Raw genomic sequence first — 18394 nt, 5'->3', positions numbered from 1 at the left:
TCGCGATCACATCCCCTTGGGCGGCACGAGCTGCATGTACACCGCCGAGACGACGAAGTTGACGACGAACAGCAGGGTGAACGTGATGACCACGGACTCGTTCACCGCGTCACCGACGCCCTTGGGCCCACCCTTGGCGTTCATGCCCTTGTAGGCGGCGACCACGGCGGCGAGGAAGCCGAAGATCATCGACTTGACCATCGCCTGGATGAGGTCGGGCACTTGGGCGAGCGCGGAGAACGACGCGATATAGGCCCCTGGCGTGCCGTCCTGGAGCACGACGTTGAAGAAGTAGCCGCCGGCGACGCCGACGATGGTGACGAGCCCGTTGAGCGCGACCGCCACGAGCACACACGCCCAGACTCGCGGGACGACCAGGCGGTGGATCGGGTCGATTCCGAGCACCATCATCGCGTCGAGTTCCTCGCGGATCCGGCGCGCGCCGAAGTCGGCGGCGATGGCGGACCCGGCGGCGCCGGCGATCAGCAGGGCGGTGGCGATCGGTCCGGCCTCGCGGACGACCGCGAGCACGGCCGCGGAGCCGGTGAACGACTGCGCGCCGAACTGTCGAATCAGTCCGCCGACCTGCAACGCGATGACCGCACCGAACGGAATGGCCACGAAGATCGTCGGGATGATCGTCACGGTGACGATGAACCAGGCCTGCTGAAGGAACTCGCGGATCTGGAACGGGAACCGGAACGTCGCGACGAGAACGTCGAGCATGAAGGCGAACAGCCCGCCCGCCACACGCGCCGGCGCCGCGACGACCCCCAGGCTCATGTCGATGCTCCCGGAGCGGTCACGGCGTCTTCGAAGGAGCCGGGCGGGGGCACGACGCCGTTCTCGCGGCACCACTGCCCGGCGGGACGCTGCGCCCGGCGCTGCATGCCGTTGCTGGGCTCCAGCTGACGGGTGATGGGCGGCAGCGGCGGCATGGAGAAGCCGGCCTCGGCGGCGAGCTGGTCCGCGTCCTTCTCCTCGCTCATCCCGATCGGACCGACACGCTGGGCGTTGAGGAACTGGGCGACCACCGGCTCGGTGCTCGACAGCAGCATCTCGCGCGGACCGAACATGGCCAGATGCTTGTGATACAGCAGTCCGATGTTGTCCGGAACGGTCCGGGCGGTGTTGATGTCGTGGGTGACGATGAGGAACGTCGCGTCGATGGCGGCGTTGAGGTCGATGAACAGCTGGTTGATGTATGCCGTGCGGACCGGGTCGAGTCCGGAGTCGGGCTCGTCGATGAGCAGGATCTGCGGGTCCAGCACGAGCGCGCGGGCCAGGCCGGCGCGCTTGCGCATCCCGCCGGAGATCTCGCCCGGGAGCTTGTCCTCGGCTCCGATGAGGCCGGTCAGCTCCATCTTCTCCATGACGATCTGACGGATCTGCGACTCGCTCTTCTTGGTGTGCTCGCGCAACGGGAAGGCCACGTTGTCATAGAGCGTCATCGAGCCGAACATCGCGCCGTCCTGGAACAGCACCCCGAACAGCTTGCGGACCTCGTACAACTGACGCTCCGAGCACGACGCGATGTCGACGCCCTCGATGATGACGCTGCCCTCGTCGGGCTTGATGAGGCCGATCAGGGTCTTGAGGAAGACCGACTTGCCGGTGCCCGAGGGCCCGAGCATGACCGAGATCTCCCCGGCCGGCAGCGTGAGCGACACGTCGCCCCAGATGAGCTGCTTGCCGAACTTCTTCGTCAGATGCGAGACCTGCACTTCGGCACCCACGAGACCCCCTCCTTCTGGCCTGGCCCGAACTCCCTGTCGGGGCTCGACGAACGTACTCCCTTGTGACCCCCGACACAGCTTTCAACGAGAAACCGCCCGAAAGGTCACGGGCAGTTACCCGCAGATGACTCGCGAGTAACACGTCGGCCGTCGGTCAGGCTAACGCAAGGTAACTCACAGTGACAGCCGTGGGCCCCGTCACAGTCCGGGCGCGAACGACCCCCGTACCCGCTGAGTGTGACGTTTAGCAGGCCAAATCGGGGCTTTCACCTGCCGAACGTCACACTCAACGAGTTCCGGACATAGCACGAGGCGCCCGCCCCCACGTGGGGACGGGCGCCTCGCGGAGACGTCAGTGACGTGAGGTCACTTGAGCGTGATGGTGGCGCCGGCGGCCTCGAGGGCCTCCTTCGCCTTGTCAGCGGTCTCCTTGTTGACCTTCTCCAGGACCGGCTTGGGCGCACCCTCGACGAGGTCCTTGGCCTCCTTGAGGCCGAGGCTCGTGAGGCCACGCACCTCCTTGATGACCTGGATCTTCTTGTCGCCGGCCGACTCCAGGACGACGTCGAACTCGTCCTGCTCGGCGGCGGCGTCACCGGCGTCGCCGCCGGCAGCGGCGGGGGCACCCGCGGCGGCCACGGCCACCGGAGCGGCGGCGGTGACGTCGAAGGTCTCCTCGAACTGCTTCACGAACTCGCTGAGCTCGATGAGCGTCATTTCCTTGAAGGCATCCAACAGTTCGTCGGTGCTGAGCTTCGCCATGATGGCGTCCTTTCTGCTGTGAGACCCCGAGGGGGTCCCGATGGGGATCGGGCGGTTCAGCCCTCGGTGGTGTCGGCCGGAGTCTTGTCCTGAAGAGCCGCGACCGTGCGCGCGGTCTTCGACAGCGGCGCCTGGAAGAGCGCTGCCGCCTTGCTGAGGTTGGCCTTCATGCCGCCCGCGAGCTTCGCGAGGAGGACCTCACGCGACTCGAGGTCGGCCAGCTTGTTGATCTCGTCGGCGCTGAGCGTCTTCCCGTCGAGGAAGCCACCCTTGATGACGAGGGGGGTGTTCGCCTTCGCGAAGTCACGCAGACCCTTGGCGGCCTCCACCGGGTCGCCCTTGATGAAGGCGATGGCGGTCGGGCCGGTGAGCAGCGAGTCCTCGAACTCGATACCGGCGTCCTTGGCAGCGATCTTGGTCAGCGTGTTCTTGGCGACGGCATAGCTCGCGGCCTCGCCAAGCGAACGCCGCAGATCCTGCAGCTGCTTGACCGAGAGGCCGCGGTACTCGGTGAGAACGGCGCCATTGGAGTCGCGGAAGCTCTCCGCGAGCTCGGCAACGGCTGCCGCCTTGTCCGGGCGTGCCATGGGTCTCCTTCCAGCACTGGTGTCAGTGCCAAAGACCGGTCCCGACATGAAAAAAGCGCCCCGGCGCATGCACGGGACGCGGACCGAGACCTCGCGAACGAGTGTCCCGGCGGGACGTACGTGCCTGCGCGGGCCGCCCTGACGGGCGCTTGGGGCGACTCGGGTGAGTCACCACCGGCGGTCTACGGCAGATCCCATCCTAGGGGGCGGGCGGTGAAGTTCCAAATCGGGTGAACGGCGGTCGAGTAGGAGATCGCTCAGCGACCGACATGGAGCCATCGCAGGAGGGGCATAGCCGCGATGCAGCGAGACCACACCCCAACTGGACAGCTCGCCTCGGTGGTCGAGTAGGCCGGAGTTCTGCGGAGGCCGTATCGAGACCACATGGCGCACGGTGTGGTCTCGATACGCGGCTCGCAGGGCTCGCCACTACTCGACCACCTATTGAGGGTGCTCGACCATTGAAGGGAAGGGCATCGCCACGCGAGCACCTCACCGATTTGGTCGATCGTGAACGCCGTAGACGACGGCAGCCGTGCCGTCCACGGCGGGACGGCACGGCTGCGGCCGATGCGGTGGGTGCGGAGGGTCAGCCGCCCATGCCCGCGAACGGGTTCTGGTCGGTGATCTCGTCGTCGGACGGGGCGGAGATGTCGACGTCCTCGCCCCACTTGGTCCACTCGTTGACGGCCGTGGCGCCCATGACTTCGGCCTCGAGGCGGCGCGGAAGGTTATCGTCACCGACGTACATGACGTACTCGATGGTCTCGGGGAGGCCCGCCATCGCGCTCGGGTCGGTGCCCTGCGCCTCGTACATCTTGGCCGCGTTGAGGGTGATGCGGTACTTGGTGGTCGACACGCCGTCGATCTCGCCGCCGTCGCCTCCGTCCTCGAAGGACTCGATGGACTCGCCCATCGCCTCGACCTGCGTGGCCGGGTTGGACTGCTCCATCATCTCGCTGAACTGCGCGCCCATCGGGTTGCTCTCATCGGTCAGATCGATCCGGGCGAACTTGTCGCCGGTGGCCTGGCCCATCTTCATGTACATGACCTGGTCCACCAGGCGCATCTCGAGATCGGTATCGCCCGCGCCGAGCGCCTCGCCGTCCATCGTGAGCGACATCGCGGTGTCAGCGGGCTTCTCTGCCACGGACATGTCGCCGTCCATGGTGATCTCCTGACCACCCATGGTCATCGTCATCACCAGGTGAGCCGTACCGGCATCCAGCTGCGCCTTCATGATCTCGTCGGCGAAGTTGTCCTTCGTGAGCTCCGTGCCCTTGTCCTCGCCGACCTTCTCCGTCGAGCCGGACTGGCCTTCGGACGAATCGGAACCGCCACACGCGGACACGAACAGCAAGGCGAAGGCCGCCATCAAGGACACCAGGAACTTCTTCATGCTCTGCACCTTACCGACACCTCCGCAATGGCGAAGGCCCCCACCGCTGATCGGTGGGGGCCTTCGGATGTTCATCCAACGCGTCAGGCGTCGTCGCTCGCAGCGAAGTTGCGCAGGTGAGTCGGATCGACCGGGACGCCCGGGCCGTTCGTCGTCGACATCGTCACCTTCTTGAGGTAGCGACCCTTCGAGCTCGACGGCTTGAGGCGCATGATCTCCTCGATCGCCGCACCGTAGTTCTCCGCGAGCTGCTCCGCGGTGAACGACGCCTTGCCGATGACGAAGTGCAGGTTGGCGTGGCGATCGACGCGGAAGTCGATCTTGCCGCCCTTGATGTCGCCGACGGCCTTGGCGACGTCAGGCGTCACCGTGCCGGTCTTCGGGTTGGGCATGAGGTTGCGGGGACCGAGGACGCGGCCGAGCCGGCCGACCTTGCCCATCATGTCCGGGGTCGCGACGACGGCGTCGAAGTCGAGCCAGCCCTCGCTGACCTTCTCGACCAGGTCGTCCGAGCCGACGAAGTCGGCTCCGGCCTCACGGGCGGCGTCGGCGTTGGCGCCGGTGGCGAAGACCAGGACCCTGGCGGTCTTGCCGGTGCCGTGCGGGAGGTTGACGGTGCCGCGGACCATCTGATCGGCCTTGCGCGGGTCGACGCCGAGGCGGACCGAGACGTCCACCGTGGAGTCGTAGTTCTTGCTTCCCGACTCCTTGACGAGCTCGGTCGCCTGGAGCGGGGTGTAGAGCTTGTCGCGGTCGATCTTCTCCGCGACGGCGCGGTACGCCTTGCTGTGCTGTGGCATGACTGGTGTCTCTTTCTGACCAGGTGTGGTGCGGGTCCAGCTGACCCTTCCACAGGGATGGAGTGGTCTCGATCGCCTCGGCCGCGGACGGCCTCCGGCTACTCGACCACCGGGGAACTGCTACTCGGTGGTGACGCCCATGGAGCGTGCGGTGCCCTCGACGATCTTCATGGCGCCGTCGATGTCGTTGGCGTTGAGATCGGGGAGCTTGGTCTGGGCGATCTCACGGATCTGGTCGCGCGAGATCGTGCCGACCTTGTCGCGGTGCGGCACCGACGAGCCCTTGCTCAGGCCGGCGGCCTTCTTGATGAGCTCGGCGGCGGGCGGCGTCTTGGTGATGAAGTCGAACGAACGATCCTCATAGATCGTGATCTCGACGGGGATGACGTTGCCGCGCATGGACTCCGTGGCGGCGTTGTACGCCTTGCAGAATTCCATGATGTTGACGCCGTGCGGGCCGAGCGCGGTGCCGACCGGGGGCGCCGGGTTGGCCTGGCCGGCCTGCAGCTGCACCTTGACGACAGCTGCGACTTTCTTCTTGGGAGGCATTGATGGGGTCCTTGTTCTGGGTGTTTCTTGTGGTGAGGTCTCGCTGCGCCGCCTGAACCGCGGCTACTCGACCTTTGACCGGTGCGCGGTCAAACCTTCTGGATCTGCGTGAAGCTCAACTCGACCGGCGTCTCGCGGCCGAAGATCTCGACGAGGGCCTTGACCCGCTGAGCGTCGACGTTGATCTCCGTGATGGTGGCGTGCAGCGTCGCGAAGGGGCCGTCGACCACCATGACGGAGTCGCCGACCGAGAAGTCGCTGAACTCGACCTTGGGGGCCTTCGCCTGCTGCGTGTCGGAGGCTTCGGTCGCCGACGGGGCGGCGGCTTCGGCCTCCACGGCCGGGGCGAGCATCTGCTCGACTTCGGCCAAGCTCAAAGGGACCGGCTGGTGGGCGTTGCCGACGAAGCCGGTGACCGACGGGGTGTGACGGACGACGCCCCACGATTCGTCGGTGAGGTCCATGCGGACCAGGACGTACCCGGGCAGCACGGTGCGCTTGACGAGCTTGCGCTGGCCGTTCTTGATCTCGGCGACCTCCTCGGTCGGCACGACGATCTCGTGGATGTAGTCCTCGGCGTTGAGCGACGTGATCCGGTTCTCGAGGTTCTGCTTGACCCGGTTCTCCATGCCCGAGTACGTGTGGATGACGTACCAGTCGCCGATCTGGTTGCGCAGCCGCTCACGGAACTCCTCCAGCGGATCGCCAGCGGGCTCGGCGTCGGCGTCGGCGTCCTCGACCTCCACCGCGTCGGGCTGAGCCTCGTCCGCGGTGGTGTCCGAAGCCACGTCGGCGACCTGTTCGTCGACAGACGTGTTCTCGTCGGGGTGTCCCTGAGTCACAGTGATGCAGTCCTTAACCGAAGATCCAGAACATCAACTGGCCGAATCCGTAATCGAGTCCGGAGATGATGGCCATCATGATGAGCACGAAAGTCAGCACGACGAAGAAGTAGTTGACGACCTGCGGGCGGGTGGGCCAGACCACCTTGCGCAGTTCGGCGACGACCTGGCGGTAGAACGTGAGCGGCGACGTGCGCTTGCCGCGCGCGCCCACCAGTTCGTGACGATCGCTCACGATGCTCCTTCTCTCGTCGTGCGTTGACTCCTTGCAGGGCAGGAGGGACTTGAACCCCCAACCTTCGGTTTTGGAGACCGATGCTCTGCCAGTTGAGCTACTGCCCTCAGTCGATCCGCGGTGCCGTGTCCGCCCTGGGTGCAGGCATGACGAAACCGTGAGGATCCACCGGTTTACGCCAGTGTAGGGGGTCGGACCCCACCGAGTCGAACCGGCTCGCTTTCCACCCCAGGATGTCAGGCCCGGGAACCGTGCGAGGATGGTCCCGATGCGTCCCCTCATCAGCGCATTGCCCAAGGCGCACCTTCATCTGCACTTCACCGGTTCCATGCGGCACAGCACGCTGCTGGAATTGGCCGAACGCGACGGCATCCGCCTGCCCGCGGCCCTCGTCGAGGAGTGGCCGCCTCAGCTCACCGCCGCCGACGAGAAGGGCTGGTTCCGCTTCCAGCGGCTCTACGACACCGCCCGGTCCGTCCTGCGGACCGAGGACGACGTCCGTCGGCTGGTGCGCGAGGCCGCCGAGGATGACGCCGCCGACGGCTCGATCTGGACCGAGATCCAGGTGGACCCCTCGGGTTACGCCGCGACGTTCGGCGGCATCACCGCATTCACCGATCTCGTGCTCGATGCGGTGCGCGACGCCTCCCGCGCCACGGGGCTGGGCATGAGCGTGGTCATCGCCGCCAATCGCACCCGCCACCCGCTCGACGCACGCACGCTCGCCCGGCTCGCCGCGCAGTACGCCGGGCGAGGCGTGCACGGGTTCGGGCTGTCCAACGACGAGCGTCGAGGCGATACGGCGAGTTTCGGCCCGGCGTTCGCGATCGCCGAGCGCGCCGGGCTGCAACTCGTGCCCCACGGCGGCGAGTTGCGCGGGCCCGATCACGTGCGTCAGTGCCTGACGCATCTCCACCCCGACCGCCTCGGCCATGGCGTGCGCGCCGCCGAGGACCGGCGACTGCTCGACGAGCTCGCGCAGCAGGGCGTCGCGCTGGAAGTCTGCCCGGCCTCCAACATCGCGCTCGGCGTCTACCAGACGTTCGAGGAGGTGCCCGTGCGCGAGCTGATGGCGGCGGGGCTCGACGTGGCGCTCGGCGCGGACGATCCGCTGCTGTTCGGGACTCGCCTCGCCGGCCAGTACGCGCTGTTGCGGGCCGCACAGGACTTCAGTGACGCGGAGCTGGCCGACCTCGCCCGGCGTTCGCTGCGGGCCGCGCACGCGCCCGACGACGTCAAAGCCACGGGATTGCGCGGCATCGACGCGTGGCTGTCGACCGCGACGGAGCCGACGCATGACAGGATGAAGGCATGAGCGACCAGAACTCACCGTCGCAGGACCCGTCGCAGGAGCCGCAGCAGCCCGGTCAGGACCCGAACCACGGCAGCGGGAGCTACCCGCCTCCCCCGCCGGGCGGACAGCCGCCGTACGGGCAGTACGGCCAGCAGCAGCCCGGGCCCGGCCAGTACGGCCAGCAGCCCGGCTACGGCGCACCGGGACAGCCGGGTTACGGACAGCCGTACCCGCAGCAGCCGGGTTACGGACAGCCGTACGCCCCCGGCGGATGGCAGCCCGCTCCCAAGCATCCGCAGGCGACGCTCGCGATGGTGCTGGGCATCGTCGGCCTCGTCGGCGGCTTCGTCTGCGGCCTGCCACTGCTCGCCGCGCCGTTCGCGTGGTACATCGGCGGCAAGGCGGTCAAGGAGATCGACGCTGATCCGCAGCAGTACTCAGGACGGTCCGAGGCGTCGACCGGCAAGATCCTCGGCATCGTGGGCACCGTCCTGCTCGCGCTGGTGCTCTTGGCCATCGTGTTCATCGTCGTCCTCGGCCTGTCCGGCGCCTTCGACTCGGACTACAGCAGCTACGACGACATCCGTTCGGTCACCGCAGCCCTGCTGCGCTGATCGCGCCAGGCCACGCCTTCGGAAAGGGCTTCGATGAGCTCGTATCCCAGCGCGCCCGTGGGCGGCGGCTGGCAGCCGCCGCCCAAGCATCCTCAAGCCACCCTGGTCCTGATCCTGGGCATCCTCGGTCTCGCCGTGTGCGGCGTCCTGGCACCGGTCGCCTGGGTCATGGGAAATCGGGCACTGCGCGAGATCGACGCCAACCCGCAGCAGTTCGGGGGCCGTTCGGAAGCCAACGCCGGACGCATCCTCGGCATCGTCGGGACGGCGTTCCTCGCGATCGGCTTGCTGCTCCTCGTCGCGCTGCTCGCCTTCGGCGTGCTCGGGTTGCTCGTCAGCGCGTCCAGTTACTGATCGCGCTCGCCAGGGTCAGAGTTCGGCGCCGACGAGCACCGGCTCGTTGACGAGCCGCACCCCGAAACGCCGCTCGACGCCGTCGCGCACTTCGCGGGCGAGCGCGAGCAACTGCTCGGTGCTGCCGCCGCCGCGGTGGGTGAGCGCGAGCGGATGCTTCGTCGAGAGCCGGACCGGGCCGGGGCCGTAACCCTTGCCGTAACCGGCGTGATCGATCAGCCACGCGGCGCTCGTCTTGATCCGCCCGTCGGGCTGTTCGAAGCGCGGAGCCTCGGCGGGGAGCCCGTCAGCTTGCTCGGGTCGGAGGATCGGGTTGGTGAAGAACGAACCGGCACTCCAGGTGTCGTGGTCGCCGGGGTCGAGCACCATGCCCTTACCGCGACGAAGCGCCAGGACCGCCTCACGGACCCTCGCCAGGGGTGCACGTTCGCCCAGCTCCACGCCGAGCGTCCGGGCCAGTTCGGCGTAGGCGACGGGGGCACTGAGATCGCCCAGTCGGAACTGGAACGTGACCGACAGGACGACATAGCGCTGGAGCTCGGCCTTGAAGGCACTCGAGCGGTAACCGAAGCGGCAGTCATCGTGCATGACGGTGCGGATGCGCCGGTCGTAGCGGTCGAACACCCGCACCGAGACGATCGTCTGGGAGACGTCCTGGCCGTACGCTCCCACGTTCTGGATCGGTGTGGCTCCGGTGGACCCCGGGATGCCGGCGAGCGCCTCGACGCCCACCCACTCCTCGTCGACGGCTCGCGCGACGAACGCGTCCCAGTCCTCGCCGGCGGCGACGGTGACCGTCGCGCCGCTGCACGCATCCGCGTTCACGCTGATGCCGCCGGTGCGGACGAGGACGACGGTGCCGTCGAACCCCTCGTCGGCGACGACGAGATTGCTGCCGCCTCCCACGATCAGCACCGGATCGCCTGCTTCGTCGGCGATCCGCACCGCGTCGATCAGGGTGCGCTCATCGGTCGCCTCGATCACAGTGCGCGCCGGACCCCCGAGTCGCAGGGTCGTCACTTCCGCCAGCTCCACACCGCGACGCTAGCAGGGGGCGGTGCACCAGTGGCCGTGGGGAATCCGCCGATGGCCAAGCGCGAGCTGCAGGATGTCCGGCTCGCCGATGACGCGCTGACGCTCCTCTGACGCGGGTAAACCAACGACCCCCGGCCTAGGCCGGGGGTCGGGTGAGAGACGTGGGCGAGAAGCCGTCAGCGGGTCTCGCGGTGCTCGCGGTGCGTTCCGCAGCGCGGGCAGAACTTCTTGACCTCGAGGCGATCGGGGTCGTTGCGACGGTTCTTCTTCGTGATGTAGTTGCGTTCCTTGCACTCGGTGCACGCCAGAGTGATCTTGGGACGAACGTCGGAGCTCTTGCTGGCCACGGGGTGCCTCTTCTTGTGGGATCGGGGGTGGTACCGGGTATGGAATTCTGTGGTAGCGGGGGCGGGACTCGAACCCGCGACACCACGATTATGAGCCGTGTGCTCTAACCACCTGAGCTACCCCGCCACGGGGCGGGGTTGGTCCGCCACCGTTCGGCACGGATCACCGCGCCTCAGAGCCCCTTTACGGAATCGAACCGTAGACCTTTTCCTTACCATGGAAACGCTCTGCCGACTGAGCTAAAGGGGCAAGCCGAGGACTTACAATACAGGGTGCCCGCACGCGCTCCAAACCGGGGTCCCCTCGACCGCGCTCACCCGTTCGCGGACGGCGCGGTGCCTCATCAACGCATCCCGACGCGCAGCGGTGCGTGAGCAACGTTTCGAGGGCACTGAAGGGTTGACCCGGCACCGCCCACGACGAGGACAGGTTGACGACGCACCGCCCGGGGGGTGGTTACCGGGCCGCTGCGGCAAGGCGCGAGGGCCACGCCGGGCCCTCGTAGGCGAAGGCCGTGTAAGCCTGCACGAGGTCGGCGCCGGCGTCCAGCCGCGCCGAGACGTCCTCGGGTCCGGTCACTCCCCCGACCGCGATGAGGGCGAGCCGATCGCCCACCCGCGCCCGCAAGCGGCCTACGATCTCGGTGGCCCGCTCGGCCAGGATCGGACCGGACAGGCCACCGGCCCCGGCCGCCTCGATCTGCGCGCGCGGCGTCCGCAACGCGTCGGGCCTGGCGACGGTGGTGTTGGCCGCGGTGATGCCGTCCAGTCCGAGATCGAGAGCAAGGTCGGCGACGGCGTCGATGTCGTCGTCCGCGAGATCGGGGGCGATCTTCACCACGAGCGGCACCCGCCCCCGGGGCACGCGGTCGGCGATCCCCTGCACGGTCTCGAGGATGGGCCGCAGCGCGTCGACCGACTGCAAGTCGCGCAGCCCGGGTGTGTTCGGCGACGACACGTTGACCACGAGGTAGTCGGCATAGGGCGACAGCAGGCGGGCGCTCTCGGCGTAGTCGTCGACCGCGCGCTCGGGCGGCACGACCTTGCTCTTGCCGATGTTGACCCCGACCACCGCGCGGCTCCCGGCCGGGGTCCGACGGAGCCGGTGCAGGCGCGCGGCCACCTGGGCGGCCCCGTCGTTGTTGAATCCCATCCGGTTGATGATGGCGCGGTCGTCGACGAGCCGCAGCAGCCTCGGACGCGGATTGCCGGGCTGTGGGCGGGCGGTGACGGTGCCGATCTCGACGTGGCCGAACCCGAGGTTGAGGAGTGGCACCACGCCGCGCGCGTCTTTGTCGAACCCGGCCGCGAGCCCGAAGCGGTGCGGGAAGGTGACGCCCATGACGGTGACCGGCGACGCCGCGACGCGAAACAGCAGCGGAGTGACGGGGCGGGCCAGCCGGATGGCGCGGAAGGCGCGTTCGTGCGCGGCCTCCGGATCCATCCGAGCGAACACCGTGTCGAAGAAGGCGCCGTAGACCACGCCCCCACCCTAGCGCCGTGGCCGGCCGGCCCCGACACCACGACGCCGGGAGAGGCGGCGCTCATCCCTCTCCCGGCGTCCCGTGGGCGGGCTCGGCTCGACGTCAGGCGGCCATGTCCCCGCGGAGCTGGCTCAGGACTCGTCGAAGGCGGCGACACACTTGCATCTGGCTGGTGCCGAGGATGCGAGCGATCTGCCGCTGACTCAACTCGTCGACGAACCGCAGCCGCAGGAGTTCGCGATCGTCAGGATCCAGCTTGCTCACCAGCGGGGCAAGGGACACCACGTTCTCGACCCGGGTGAAGTTGGCGTCCTCTTCGCCGTGGAGGTCCGTGACGGTGTCACGGCCGTTGGCGTCGGTCGACTCGATGCTGAAGCAGTGGTGGACCGAGGCGGCGGACCGCACCTCCTCGATGTCCTCGCCCAGATGCTCGGCGATCTGGGCCAGATCGACTTCACCGCCGGCCTCTGCCTCGAGGTCAGCGCGGGCCGCGTTGATCCTGGCTTGGAGTTCCTGGAGCCTCCGCGGCGGGCGGATGGCCCACTCGGCGTCGCGGAAGTGGTGCTTGATCTCGCCCAGGATGGTGGGTGCGGCGAAGGCCGCGAAGGGGCCCCTGCTGGGGTCATAGCGGTGCGCCGCGCGCACCAGGCCCACGAGGGCCACCTGCTTGAGGTCCTCGTACTCGACACCGCGACTGGTGTAGCGATTGGCCAAGGATTTGGCCAACGCGACGTGCCGCGTGACGAGATCGTCTCGCCACGCCGCTTCGCTCGTCGGGTTCATGATCGTGGCAGCGCTCATCAGACATCCCCCCTTGGATGAAGTAAGGCCGCGCTCTGACCTGTTCCCAGCGTGTCCCTGCCTCAGCACCGCCGCAACCGGAGCAGAAGCCCCCGATTTTCCGAAGCCTCGTGTCAGCCCCGACCGCTGGGGGCACACCCGTCCTGACCACCGAAAGGAGATGAGTACGTATGGCAACAGGAGAGACCGGTTTCGACGACGTGACGTTCGACCTGATCTCGGTGCAGTACCACGCGCTCAAGGCGGGGCACGACTACGGACAGTACGTTCGTGATGCGCGCAACGCGGGTCGCGACGACATCGCGGAGTTCTTCGAGGGCGTCATGAAGACCGATGCCGAACGGGCCCACCGGTGCCATCAGTTCCTCGCCGAACTCGGCGACAGCGCCGCCGACGGTCCGCGGATCGTCGGCGGCGCTGTCGTTGGTACTCAGGCTCAGGTGTGCTCCTCGCGCTCGGGCCCGCCGGGGTTGCCGAGCGGATCGGGCTGGTAGGCGTTGCCCTCGTCGGAGGTCGGCAGGTCCTGCGTGTCCTTCTCGCCCCCCGCTCCCCCGCTGCCCTGGTCGTGGCCCTGCTGCTCCTCGTTGGCCTTCTTCGGGTCCTGCGCGGCTGGGTCGAGGGCGTCGTCGTGGTTCTGCTCCGTCATCGTGTCCTCCCACTGATGGGTCACGCGCCGGACGAGCTCTTCGCCCGGCCTTCGTGCTGTCTGACTGCCCGCACGCGGTCTTCGCGAATCACGCGGCGGTTCGATTCCGGTTTGAGTGGGCACGAAGTCAGCAACGAAAGGAGCACCCCCATGAACGCCACCAAACCTCCTCGCTCTTTGGCCAGCACGTTGGCGGTCGTCGCCGGCGCCGTCTTCCTCCTCGTGGGCATCCTCGGGTTCGTCCCGGGCGTGACGCAGGAATTCGACGCGCTGTCCGGCGCAGGCCATCACAGTGAGGCGATGTTGCTGGGCATCTTCCAGGTGTCGGTGCTGCACAACATCGTCCACCTGGCCTTCGGCATCGTCGGCCTGGCGGTCGCAACCCGCACCGACTGGTCGATCATGTACCTGATCGGTTCCGGCATCATCTACGGAGTCCTGTCCATCTACGGGTTCGTGATCGACTTGCAGTCCGAGGCCAACTTCGTTCCCGTCAACATGGCCGACAACTGGCTGCACGTGTTCTTGACCATCGCCCTGCTCGGCGGCGGGCTCGTCGCCGCTCGACAGCGTCGAGACCGGGACCACACCGCTCGTCCGTGAGCCGCCACGCGGCCCACGCGAGAGCACGAGGCCGGCCCGCCAGACCGTGGCGGGCCGGCATCCTCGTTCTCGTTCTCGGCGCCGCACTGACCGGATGCGCCGGATCGCCGAGTTCCCCGTCCGGCTATCGCGAAGCGACGGCGCTGATGCTGACGTACGCGACGTCGGAGGTGGGCACGAGCGAACTGGCGTGGCAGCAGCACCAGGAGGGACAGGCCCCGAAGCCGTACCTCGATGTCGTGCTTCGTGATGCGCACGCGGGGCTGCTGTCGCGATTCGACGCGTGGCAGTCGACAACGCCCGCCGCGGGTGACGTCGACGCCGCGGTCCGCATCCGCGACCTGGGCGAGCGGTCCGCGGTACTCGTCGCCCGGACGCAGACCTGCATCGCGAATGCCCAACCGTGCGACGGGCTCGCCGACGACCTGCGAGAACTCCGTGAGGACCTCGACGCGGCCGCCACGAGGTGGCGGCCGTGAAGAAGCTGCTGGCGGTTGCGCTCGGCGTGCTGACCGCCATCGGCGGGTTCGTCGACATCGGCGATCTCGTCACCAGCGCGCAGGTCGGTTCGCGATTCGGTCTCTCGCTGGCCCTCGTCACCGTCGTCGGCGTAATCGGGATCAGCGTGTTCTCCGAGATGTCGGGCCGCGTGGTCGCGGTCAGCGGACGCCCGGCGTTCGACGTCATCCGCGAACGCCTCGGGGCACGGCTCGGCCTGCTCAATCTCGCCGGCTCCGTGGCGGTGACGCTCCTGACGTTCATCGCCGAGATCGGCGGTATGGCGTTGGCGCTCGAGCTGGCCACCAGCGTCCACTACCTGCTGTGGGTCCCCGTCTTCGCCGTCATGGTGTGGATCGTCCTGTGGCGGGCCAAGTTCCAGCTGCTGGAGAACGCCTTCGGACTGCTCGGCCTCGCTCTCCTGGTCTTCACCGTCGCGCTGTGGCAACTCGGCCCCGACTGGTCGGACCTCGGAGCGCAGGTCGTGAGTTTCACCGTGCCCGAGAACGAGACCTGGGTGACGACGGCCTACTACACCGTCGCCCTCTTCGGTGCCGCCATGACGCCTTACGCCGTGTTGTTTTTCTCCTCCGGCGGCGTCGAGGATGCGTGGACGGCCAAGGACTTGCGGACGATGCGGCTGAACGTGCTCATCGGGTTCCCGCTCGGCGGCGTGCTCTCGTTGTCGATCGCGGCGTGCGCCGCCGTGGTGCTCGGACCGCTTGGCGTCCGCGTCGAGCATCTCGGTCAGGTCGGGATGCCGGTCGCGACGGCGCTGGGGACGCTCGGCGTGGTCATCGCCCTGATCGGCTTCTTCGCAGCGACATTCGGGGCGGCTTGCGAGACCGGGCTCTCGGTCGGCTACAGCGTCGCTCAGTACTTCGGCTGGACCTGGGGCAAGCGTCCGCGCCCCCGCGAGGCGGCCCGGTTCCACACGGTGATCCTCCTGGCTTCCCTCCTCGCGCCGCTCGTGCTGGTGACGACGATCGATCCCATCACGGTGACCGAGTTCTCCGTCGTGTTCTCCGCCGTCGCGATCCCGCTGACGTACTTTCCGATTCTCGTGGTGGCGAACGACCGGGGATACATGGGGGAGCACACCAACGGCCGCCTCGCCAACACCCTCGGAAGCGTGTACCTCGTGCTCGTCACCATCGCGGCCGTCGCCGGGCTTCCCTTGTTGTTCATCACGCAGATGGGAGTTCAGTGATGCCTCAATCCTTCGATGTCGTCCTGACCCTCGCGAATCGTCAGATCGTCGACGCTGACGGCACGAACCACGGCAAGGTCGACGACCTCCTACTCCGAGAGGACGGCGACGGGCTCGTGGTGGACGCGATCCTCGCCGGGTTCCCGGCCTGGTCCGCGCGACTGGGCGGGCCCCTGGGCTCATGGATGCTGCGCACCTGGAACCTCTTGACCGATACCCGCCCGCCCGACGTCGTGCCGTTCAGCGAGGTCGAACGCATCGACAGCGCCGTGCATCTCCAGCGTGGGGCGAAGGTCCCGGAGAACCTGCTCGAACGCTGGCTGCGTGAGCATCTCGTCGCCAAGATCCCCGGAGCCGGCCATGAAGGGTGACACGCATCGACTGAGCGATCTCGTCGGGATGGACGTTCGCGACGACGACGGCGCGTCTCGGGGCGTCGTCGTCGACCTGCGAGCCGTGCGCGTCGACGGGTCGCGCGACCGCGCTCGAGTCCAGGGATTCGTCGTCGCGCCGCACCACACCGGCTCGATGCTGGGTTACGACCGTGGCGCGAACCGCGGTCCCGCGATCCTTCGCTGGGCCATCCGTCGCCTCCACCGCGGCGCGGTGTTCGCCCCGTGGGAGAGCGTGGTCGAGCTCGACTGGTCCGCGAACGTCCTGCGGGTCGACGCGTCACGACTGGAGAGGCTGCGCAGTGTCGACTCGTGAGCTCGTCGTGGTCGCCGACCTGGACGGCACTCTCGTCGAGGGCGACGGTCTCGATCTGTTGCTGCGCGCTTTGGGACGGCGCTCGCGAACCCGGCGGATCGCGCTGACGCTGATCACGCCGATCGCGTGGGCGCTGATGATCGTCCCGTCATGGCGAGCCACTGCGGCCTCGCTGCGGCTCTGGGCCGTGACGGTGGGTGTCGCCCCGGCAACCCTCGATGACGCGGTCGACGAGATCGTGCAGCGGACGGTGCCGCTCGCCAGGGCGCGCCCGCGCAGCGCCTTGGCGGAGATCCGCGACCACGTCGACGACGGTGCGCGACTCGTCGTGGTGACGGCAGGGACGCGGCCGCTGGCCGAGGCGACCTGTCGTGCGCTCGGCCTCGACGCCGACATCGTGGCGGCCTCGTGGCGACCTTGGTGCGGCGGGATCGGCATCGACGCGTGGGTGAGCGGCCGACGCAAGGCGGAGGCGACCACCCGGCTCGGCACGATCACGATGGCCTACGGTGACAGCATCACCGATCTCCCAATGCTGCGTCGCGCCCAAGCTGCGTGCCTCGTGGCACCCGGACGGTGGACCCGGCTCGCCGCGAAGCTGCTCGTTCCGGGCGTCCGGGTCCTGTCCCGGGTGGCCTGACGCTCACACCGGCTGATCGGGCTCGCCGTGGACGTCCCGGTCTCCCGTGGGGTCATCGGCGTCCTCGCTCGTCTCGCTCGGGTCCGGCGCGTGGTTCGGGTCCGGGCTATCGGGGGTGTCGGGTCCTTCGGCGGGTTGTTCGGGATGCGGTGTGCTCATGCCCATCACGTGCCCCCGCCGCGCGGGCTGAATCGGTGCGGCCCGGTTCAGCCCGCCACGATCGATGACAACCGGTCTCGCGAACCGCGCCACTGCGTGAGCGCGTCGAGCAGCAGCCCCTGATCGCTGGCGACGTTGTGGACGACGACGAGGTCGGGGCGGCAGGCTTCGGCCAAGGCGCCCACCCACTCGATCAGCCCCTCAGGCGAGTCGAGGCAGTGGATGCGCTCTTCTACGCGCCGCAGGGACACTTGCGCCCCTGCCTCGTCGAACTCCTCGGGCGTGCGCAGCTCGCTCAGGAGTTCGGGACTCAACAACGGATTGCGCCACTGTTCGGCGGCCTCCGACAGGGCGTCGTCACGGGTCCGGCCGTAGGAGATCTGCGCTTTGAGCACGACCGGGCGCTCCGCCCCGGCGCCCTCGCGGTAGGCCTCCACCCGTTCCCTCGTGTCGTCGAGCGTGTCAGCCACGGTCACCAGTCCGGGCGCCCACGTCCCCAACCAACGCGCCGTGGCGGTCGTGAGGGCGCAGCCGCCGACCGACGGCAGCTCCGGAGGAGCCTCGTAGATGCGGGCGAGACCACCGGCACGAGCCACAGCATCGCCGCGCAGCAGCGTCATAATCGATTCCAGATCGCGTTGCAGCGACCGCTGACGGTCCGACTTGGCCGGCCAGCTCCCGTGGACCGCTGCCTCATTGAGGGCCTCGCCCGTGCCGAACCCGACGCTCAGCCGTCCGGGATACATCGTGGTGAGAGTGCCGATGGCTTGGGCCAGGATCGATGGCGGATAGCGGTACCCGGGTGTGGTCACCACGCCGTAACTCACCGACGTGGTGGCGAGCGCGGCACCGAGCCACGACCACACGAACCCGCTGTGTCCCTGTGCTCCGGACCAGGGCGCGAGATGGTCCGACGCCCACACCTCGTCGAATCCCGCCCGTTCGGCCTGAGCGGCCCATCGCAGCAGCTCGGCCGGGCCGAACTGCTCGTGCGAAGCATGCCATCCGAGCCTGACGTGTCCAGGGCCTTGGCGCATCGGTCTCCTCGGTTCGTGGGGAACGGGAACAGTTCAGGTATACCCGTTGCGGGG

Annotated in this window: 26 protein-coding genes and 3 tRNA genes; 10 read left to right on the top strand and 19 right to left on the bottom strand. The window is 68.2% G+C overall.

From position 1 onward, the window contains the following. Nucleotides 1-6: 6 nt before the first annotated feature. The 10 genes from D9V41_RS04965 to D9V41_RS04920 form a co-directional block, all read right to left on the bottom strand. The gene (locus D9V41_RS04965; RefSeq protein ID WP_121793440.1) at nt 7-783 is read right to left on the bottom strand and encodes an MlaE family ABC transporter permease; all 777 of its coding nucleotides are present in this window, start codon (nt 781-783) and stop codon (nt 7-9) included. Further along, entirely contained in the window at nt 780-1736 is a 957-nt protein-coding gene (locus tag D9V41_RS04960) for an ABC transporter ATP-binding protein (RefSeq protein WP_121793439.1), read from the bottom strand. Before D9V41_RS04960 ends, D9V41_RS04965 begins: the two co-directional genes overlap by 4 nt. 366 nt (nt 1737-2102) lie before the next feature. Continuing rightward, entirely contained in the window at nt 2103-2498 is a 396-nt protein-coding gene (gene rplL, locus D9V41_RS04955; RefSeq protein ID WP_121793438.1) for a 50S ribosomal protein L7/L12, read from the bottom strand. A 56-nt stretch (nt 2499-2554) separates the two neighbouring features. Beyond that, nucleotides 2555-3085: a 50S ribosomal protein L10 gene (gene rplJ, locus D9V41_RS04950; protein WP_121793437.1), complete on the bottom strand. Its 531-nt coding sequence runs from the start codon at nt 3083-3085 to the stop codon at nt 2555-2557. Between the two features lie 589 nt (nt 3086-3674). Continuing rightward, the gene (locus D9V41_RS04945; protein WP_121793436.1) at nt 3675-4484 is read right to left on the bottom strand and encodes an SCO4651 family lipoprotein; all 810 of its coding nucleotides are present in this window, start codon (nt 4482-4484) and stop codon (nt 3675-3677) included. An 83-nt stretch (nt 4485-4567) separates the two neighbouring features. Continuing rightward, complete coding sequence (gene rplA / locus D9V41_RS04940; RefSeq protein WP_121793435.1) at nt 4568-5284, bottom strand: 50S ribosomal protein L1; 717 nt, start codon at nt 5282-5284, stop codon at nt 4568-4570. A gap of 120 nt (nt 5285-5404) precedes the next feature. Continuing rightward, nucleotides 5405-5833 carry a 50S ribosomal protein L11 gene (gene rplK, locus D9V41_RS04935; RefSeq protein ID WP_121793434.1) on the bottom strand — a complete coding sequence of 143 codons (429 nt, stop codon included), beginning with the start codon at nt 5831-5833 and terminating at the stop codon, nt 5405-5407. Between the two features lie 89 nt (nt 5834-5922). Next, entirely contained in the window at nt 5923-6675 is a 753-nt protein-coding gene (gene nusG / locus D9V41_RS04930; protein WP_424922785.1) for a transcription termination/antitermination protein NusG, read from the bottom strand. Nucleotides 6676-6688: 13 nt separating this feature from the next. Continuing rightward, nucleotides 6689-6910 (bottom strand): preprotein translocase subunit SecE, encoded by a 222-nt coding sequence (gene secE / locus D9V41_RS04925; RefSeq protein WP_243697157.1) that lies wholly within the window; start codon nt 6908-6910, stop codon nt 6689-6691. Nucleotides 6911-6944: 34 nt separating this feature from the next. Beyond that, a tRNA-Trp gene (locus D9V41_RS04920) sits at nt 6945-7017 on the bottom strand. Between the two features lie 161 nt (nt 7018-7178). On the opposite strand from D9V41_RS04920, the gene D9V41_RS04915 reads away from it, so the two are divergent. From D9V41_RS04915 to D9V41_RS04905, 3 genes are read left to right on the top strand one after another with little or no spacing between them, the layout of a single operon-like run. After that, nucleotides 7179-8225 carry an adenosine deaminase gene (locus tag D9V41_RS04915; RefSeq protein ID WP_121793722.1) on the top strand — a complete coding sequence of 349 codons (1047 nt, stop codon included), beginning with the start codon at nt 7179-7181 and terminating at the stop codon, nt 8223-8225. Then, nucleotides 8222-8818 carry a DUF4190 domain-containing protein gene (locus tag D9V41_RS04910; protein WP_121793431.1) on the top strand — a complete coding sequence of 199 codons (597 nt, stop codon included), beginning with the start codon at nt 8222-8224 and terminating at the stop codon, nt 8816-8818. Before D9V41_RS04915 ends, D9V41_RS04910 begins: the two co-directional genes overlap by 4 nt. 33 nt (nt 8819-8851) lie before the next feature. Further along, complete coding sequence (locus tag D9V41_RS04905; RefSeq protein ID WP_121793430.1) at nt 8852-9172, top strand: DUF4190 domain-containing protein; 321 nt, start codon at nt 8852-8854, stop codon at nt 9170-9172. A gap of 15 nt (nt 9173-9187) precedes the next feature. Here the strand turns inward: D9V41_RS04905 and D9V41_RS04900 are convergent, their stop codons facing one another. The 6 genes from D9V41_RS04900 to D9V41_RS04875 form a co-directional block, all read right to left on the bottom strand. Beyond that, nucleotides 9188-10207 (bottom strand): UDP-N-acetylmuramate dehydrogenase, encoded by a 1020-nt coding sequence (locus D9V41_RS04900; RefSeq protein ID WP_121793429.1) that lies wholly within the window; start codon nt 10205-10207, stop codon nt 9188-9190. 176 nt (nt 10208-10383) lie between these two features. Beyond that, the gene (gene rpmG / locus D9V41_RS04895) at nt 10384-10554 is read right to left on the bottom strand and encodes a 50S ribosomal protein L33 (protein ID WP_121793428.1); all 171 of its coding nucleotides are present in this window, start codon (nt 10552-10554) and stop codon (nt 10384-10386) included. 50 nt (nt 10555-10604) lie between these two features. Continuing rightward, a tRNA-Met gene (locus tag D9V41_RS04890) sits at nt 10605-10681 on the bottom strand. Between the two features lie 50 nt (nt 10682-10731). After that, nucleotides 10732-10804: transfer RNA gene (locus D9V41_RS04885), tRNA-Thr, on the bottom strand. A 207-nt stretch (nt 10805-11011) separates the two neighbouring features. After that, the gene (locus tag D9V41_RS04880; protein ID WP_121793427.1) at nt 11012-12037 is read right to left on the bottom strand and encodes a quinone-dependent dihydroorotate dehydrogenase; all 1026 of its coding nucleotides are present in this window, start codon (nt 12035-12037) and stop codon (nt 11012-11014) included. Nucleotides 12038-12140: 103 nt separating this feature from the next. Next, complete coding sequence (locus D9V41_RS04875; protein WP_121793426.1) at nt 12141-12839, bottom strand: sigma-70 family RNA polymerase sigma factor; 699 nt, start codon at nt 12837-12839, stop codon at nt 12141-12143. A 170-nt stretch (nt 12840-13009) separates the two neighbouring features. On the opposite strand from D9V41_RS04875, the gene D9V41_RS18290 reads away from it, so the two are divergent. Then, nucleotides 13010-13333 carry a hypothetical protein gene (locus D9V41_RS18290; protein ID WP_208006751.1) on the top strand — a complete coding sequence of 108 codons (324 nt, stop codon included), beginning with the start codon at nt 13010-13012 and terminating at the stop codon, nt 13331-13333. Here the strand turns inward: D9V41_RS18290 and D9V41_RS04865 are convergent. Next, the gene (locus tag D9V41_RS04865; protein ID WP_133434114.1) at nt 13276-13485 is read right to left on the bottom strand and encodes a hypothetical protein; all 210 of its coding nucleotides are present in this window, start codon (nt 13483-13485) and stop codon (nt 13276-13278) included. The two genes, D9V41_RS18290 and D9V41_RS04865, sit on opposite strands and share 58 nt — an antisense overlap. A 150-nt stretch (nt 13486-13635) precedes the next feature. Here D9V41_RS04865 and D9V41_RS04860 point away from each other — a divergent pair, with 150 nt between their 5' ends. Genes D9V41_RS04860 through D9V41_RS04840 form a run of 6 tightly spaced genes read left to right on the top strand, consistent with a single transcriptional unit; the run spans nt 13636 to nt 17144 of the window. Continuing rightward, nucleotides 13636-14088, top strand: a complete 453-nt coding sequence (locus D9V41_RS04860; RefSeq protein WP_121793424.1) for a DUF4383 domain-containing protein — start codon at nt 13636-13638, stop codon at nt 14086-14088. Next, nucleotides 14085-14567: a hypothetical protein gene (locus D9V41_RS04855; protein WP_121793423.1), complete on the top strand. Its 483-nt coding sequence runs from the start codon at nt 14085-14087 to the stop codon at nt 14565-14567. The genes D9V41_RS04860 and D9V41_RS04855 overlap by 4 nt, the downstream gene beginning before the upstream one ends. Beyond that, nucleotides 14564-15796, top strand: coding sequence for an NRAMP family divalent metal transporter (locus tag D9V41_RS04850; RefSeq protein WP_121793721.1), 1233 nt, complete (start codon nt 14564-14566; stop codon nt 15794-15796). Before D9V41_RS04855 ends, D9V41_RS04850 begins: the two co-directional genes overlap by 4 nt. After that, a complete protein-coding gene (locus tag D9V41_RS04845) occupies nt 15796-16167 on the top strand; it encodes a hypothetical protein (RefSeq protein ID WP_121793422.1) in 372 nt (123 codons plus the stop codon). Before D9V41_RS04850 ends, D9V41_RS04845 begins: the two co-directional genes overlap by 1 nt. Continuing rightward, nucleotides 16157-16504: a PRC-barrel domain containing protein gene (locus D9V41_RS17740; protein ID WP_166375922.1), complete on the top strand. Its 348-nt coding sequence runs from the start codon at nt 16157-16159 to the stop codon at nt 16502-16504. Before D9V41_RS04845 ends, D9V41_RS17740 begins: the two co-directional genes overlap by 11 nt. Next, nucleotides 16491-17144, top strand: a complete 654-nt coding sequence (locus tag D9V41_RS04840) for an HAD family hydrolase (RefSeq protein WP_166375921.1) — start codon at nt 16491-16493, stop codon at nt 17142-17144. Before D9V41_RS17740 ends, D9V41_RS04840 begins: the two co-directional genes overlap by 14 nt. A gap of 3 nt (nt 17145-17147) precedes the next feature. Here D9V41_RS04840 and D9V41_RS17735 read toward each other — a convergent pair whose 3' ends face one another. Next, a complete protein-coding gene (locus D9V41_RS17735; RefSeq protein WP_166375920.1) occupies nt 17148-17303 on the bottom strand; it encodes a hypothetical protein in 156 nt (51 codons plus the stop codon). A gap of 47 nt (nt 17304-17350) precedes the next feature. Continuing rightward, the gene (locus tag D9V41_RS04835) at nt 17351-18340 is read right to left on the bottom strand and encodes an LLM class flavin-dependent oxidoreductase (RefSeq protein WP_121793420.1); all 990 of its coding nucleotides are present in this window, start codon (nt 18338-18340) and stop codon (nt 17351-17353) included. Nucleotides 18341-18394 lie beyond the last annotated feature (54 nt).

The sequence above is a fragment of the Aeromicrobium phragmitis genome (assembly GCF_003674095.1).
Classification (GTDB): Bacteria; Actinomycetota; Actinomycetes; order Propionibacteriales; family Nocardioidaceae; genus Aeromicrobium; species Aeromicrobium phragmitis.
The sequence above is the reverse complement of the archived record's forward strand: the minus strand, read 5'-3'. Positions and strand labels throughout refer to the sequence as shown.

What these genes read in the sequence shown, in the direction of transcription:
- D9V41_RS04965 (WP_121793440.1), bottom strand. Translation starts at nt 783, where the DNA reads ATGAGCCTGGGGGTCGTCGCGGCGCCGGCGCGTGTGGCGGGCGGGCTG.
- rplL (WP_121793438.1), bottom strand. Translation starts at nt 2,498, where the DNA reads ATGGCGAAGCTCAGCACCGACGAACTGTTGGATGCCTTCAAGGAAATG.
- rplJ (WP_121793437.1), bottom strand. Translation starts at nt 3,085, where the DNA reads ATGGCACGCCCGGACAAGGCGGCAGCCGTTGCCGAGCTCGCGGAGAGC.
- D9V41_RS04945 (WP_121793436.1), bottom strand. Translation starts at nt 4,484, where the DNA reads ATGAAGAAGTTCCTGGTGTCCTTGATGGCGGCCTTCGCCTTGCTGTTC.
- rplA (WP_121793435.1), bottom strand. Translation starts at nt 5,284, where the DNA reads ATGCCACAGCACAGCAAGGCGTACCGCGCCGTCGCGGAGAAGATCGAC.
- rplK (WP_121793434.1), bottom strand. Translation starts at nt 5,833, where the DNA reads ATGCCTCCCAAGAAGAAAGTCGCAGCTGTCGTCAAGGTGCAGCTGCAG.
- D9V41_RS04915 (WP_121793722.1), top strand. Translation starts at nt 7,179, where the DNA reads ATGCGTCCCCTCATCAGCGCATTGCCCAAGGCGCACCTTCATCTGCAC.
- D9V41_RS04910 (WP_121793431.1), top strand. Translation starts at nt 8,222, where the DNA reads ATGAGCGACCAGAACTCACCGTCGCAGGACCCGTCGCAGGAGCCGCAG.
- D9V41_RS04905 (WP_121793430.1), top strand. Translation starts at nt 8,852, where the DNA reads ATGAGCTCGTATCCCAGCGCGCCCGTGGGCGGCGGCTGGCAGCCGCCG.
- D9V41_RS04875 (WP_121793426.1), bottom strand. Translation starts at nt 12,839, where the DNA reads ATGAGCGCTGCCACGATCATGAACCCGACGAGCGAAGCGGCGTGGCGA.
- D9V41_RS18290 (WP_208006751.1), top strand. Translation starts at nt 13,010, where the DNA reads ATGGCAACAGGAGAGACCGGTTTCGACGACGTGACGTTCGACCTGATC.
- D9V41_RS04865 (WP_133434114.1), bottom strand. Translation starts at nt 13,485, where the DNA reads ATGACGGAGCAGAACCACGACGACGCCCTCGACCCAGCCGCGCAGGAC.
- D9V41_RS04860 (WP_121793424.1), top strand. Translation starts at nt 13,636, where the DNA reads ATGAACGCCACCAAACCTCCTCGCTCTTTGGCCAGCACGTTGGCGGTC.
- D9V41_RS04845 (WP_121793422.1), top strand. Translation starts at nt 15,796, where the DNA reads ATGCCTCAATCCTTCGATGTCGTCCTGACCCTCGCGAATCGTCAGATC.
- D9V41_RS17740 (WP_166375922.1), top strand. Translation starts at nt 16,157, where the DNA reads ATGAAGGGTGACACGCATCGACTGAGCGATCTCGTCGGGATGGACGTT.
- D9V41_RS17735 (WP_166375920.1), bottom strand. Translation starts at nt 17,303, where the DNA reads ATGAGCACACCGCATCCCGAACAACCCGCCGAAGGACCCGACACCCCC.
- D9V41_RS04835 (WP_121793420.1), bottom strand. Translation starts at nt 18,340, where the DNA reads ATGCGCCAAGGCCCTGGACACGTCAGGCTCGGATGGCATGCTTCGCAC.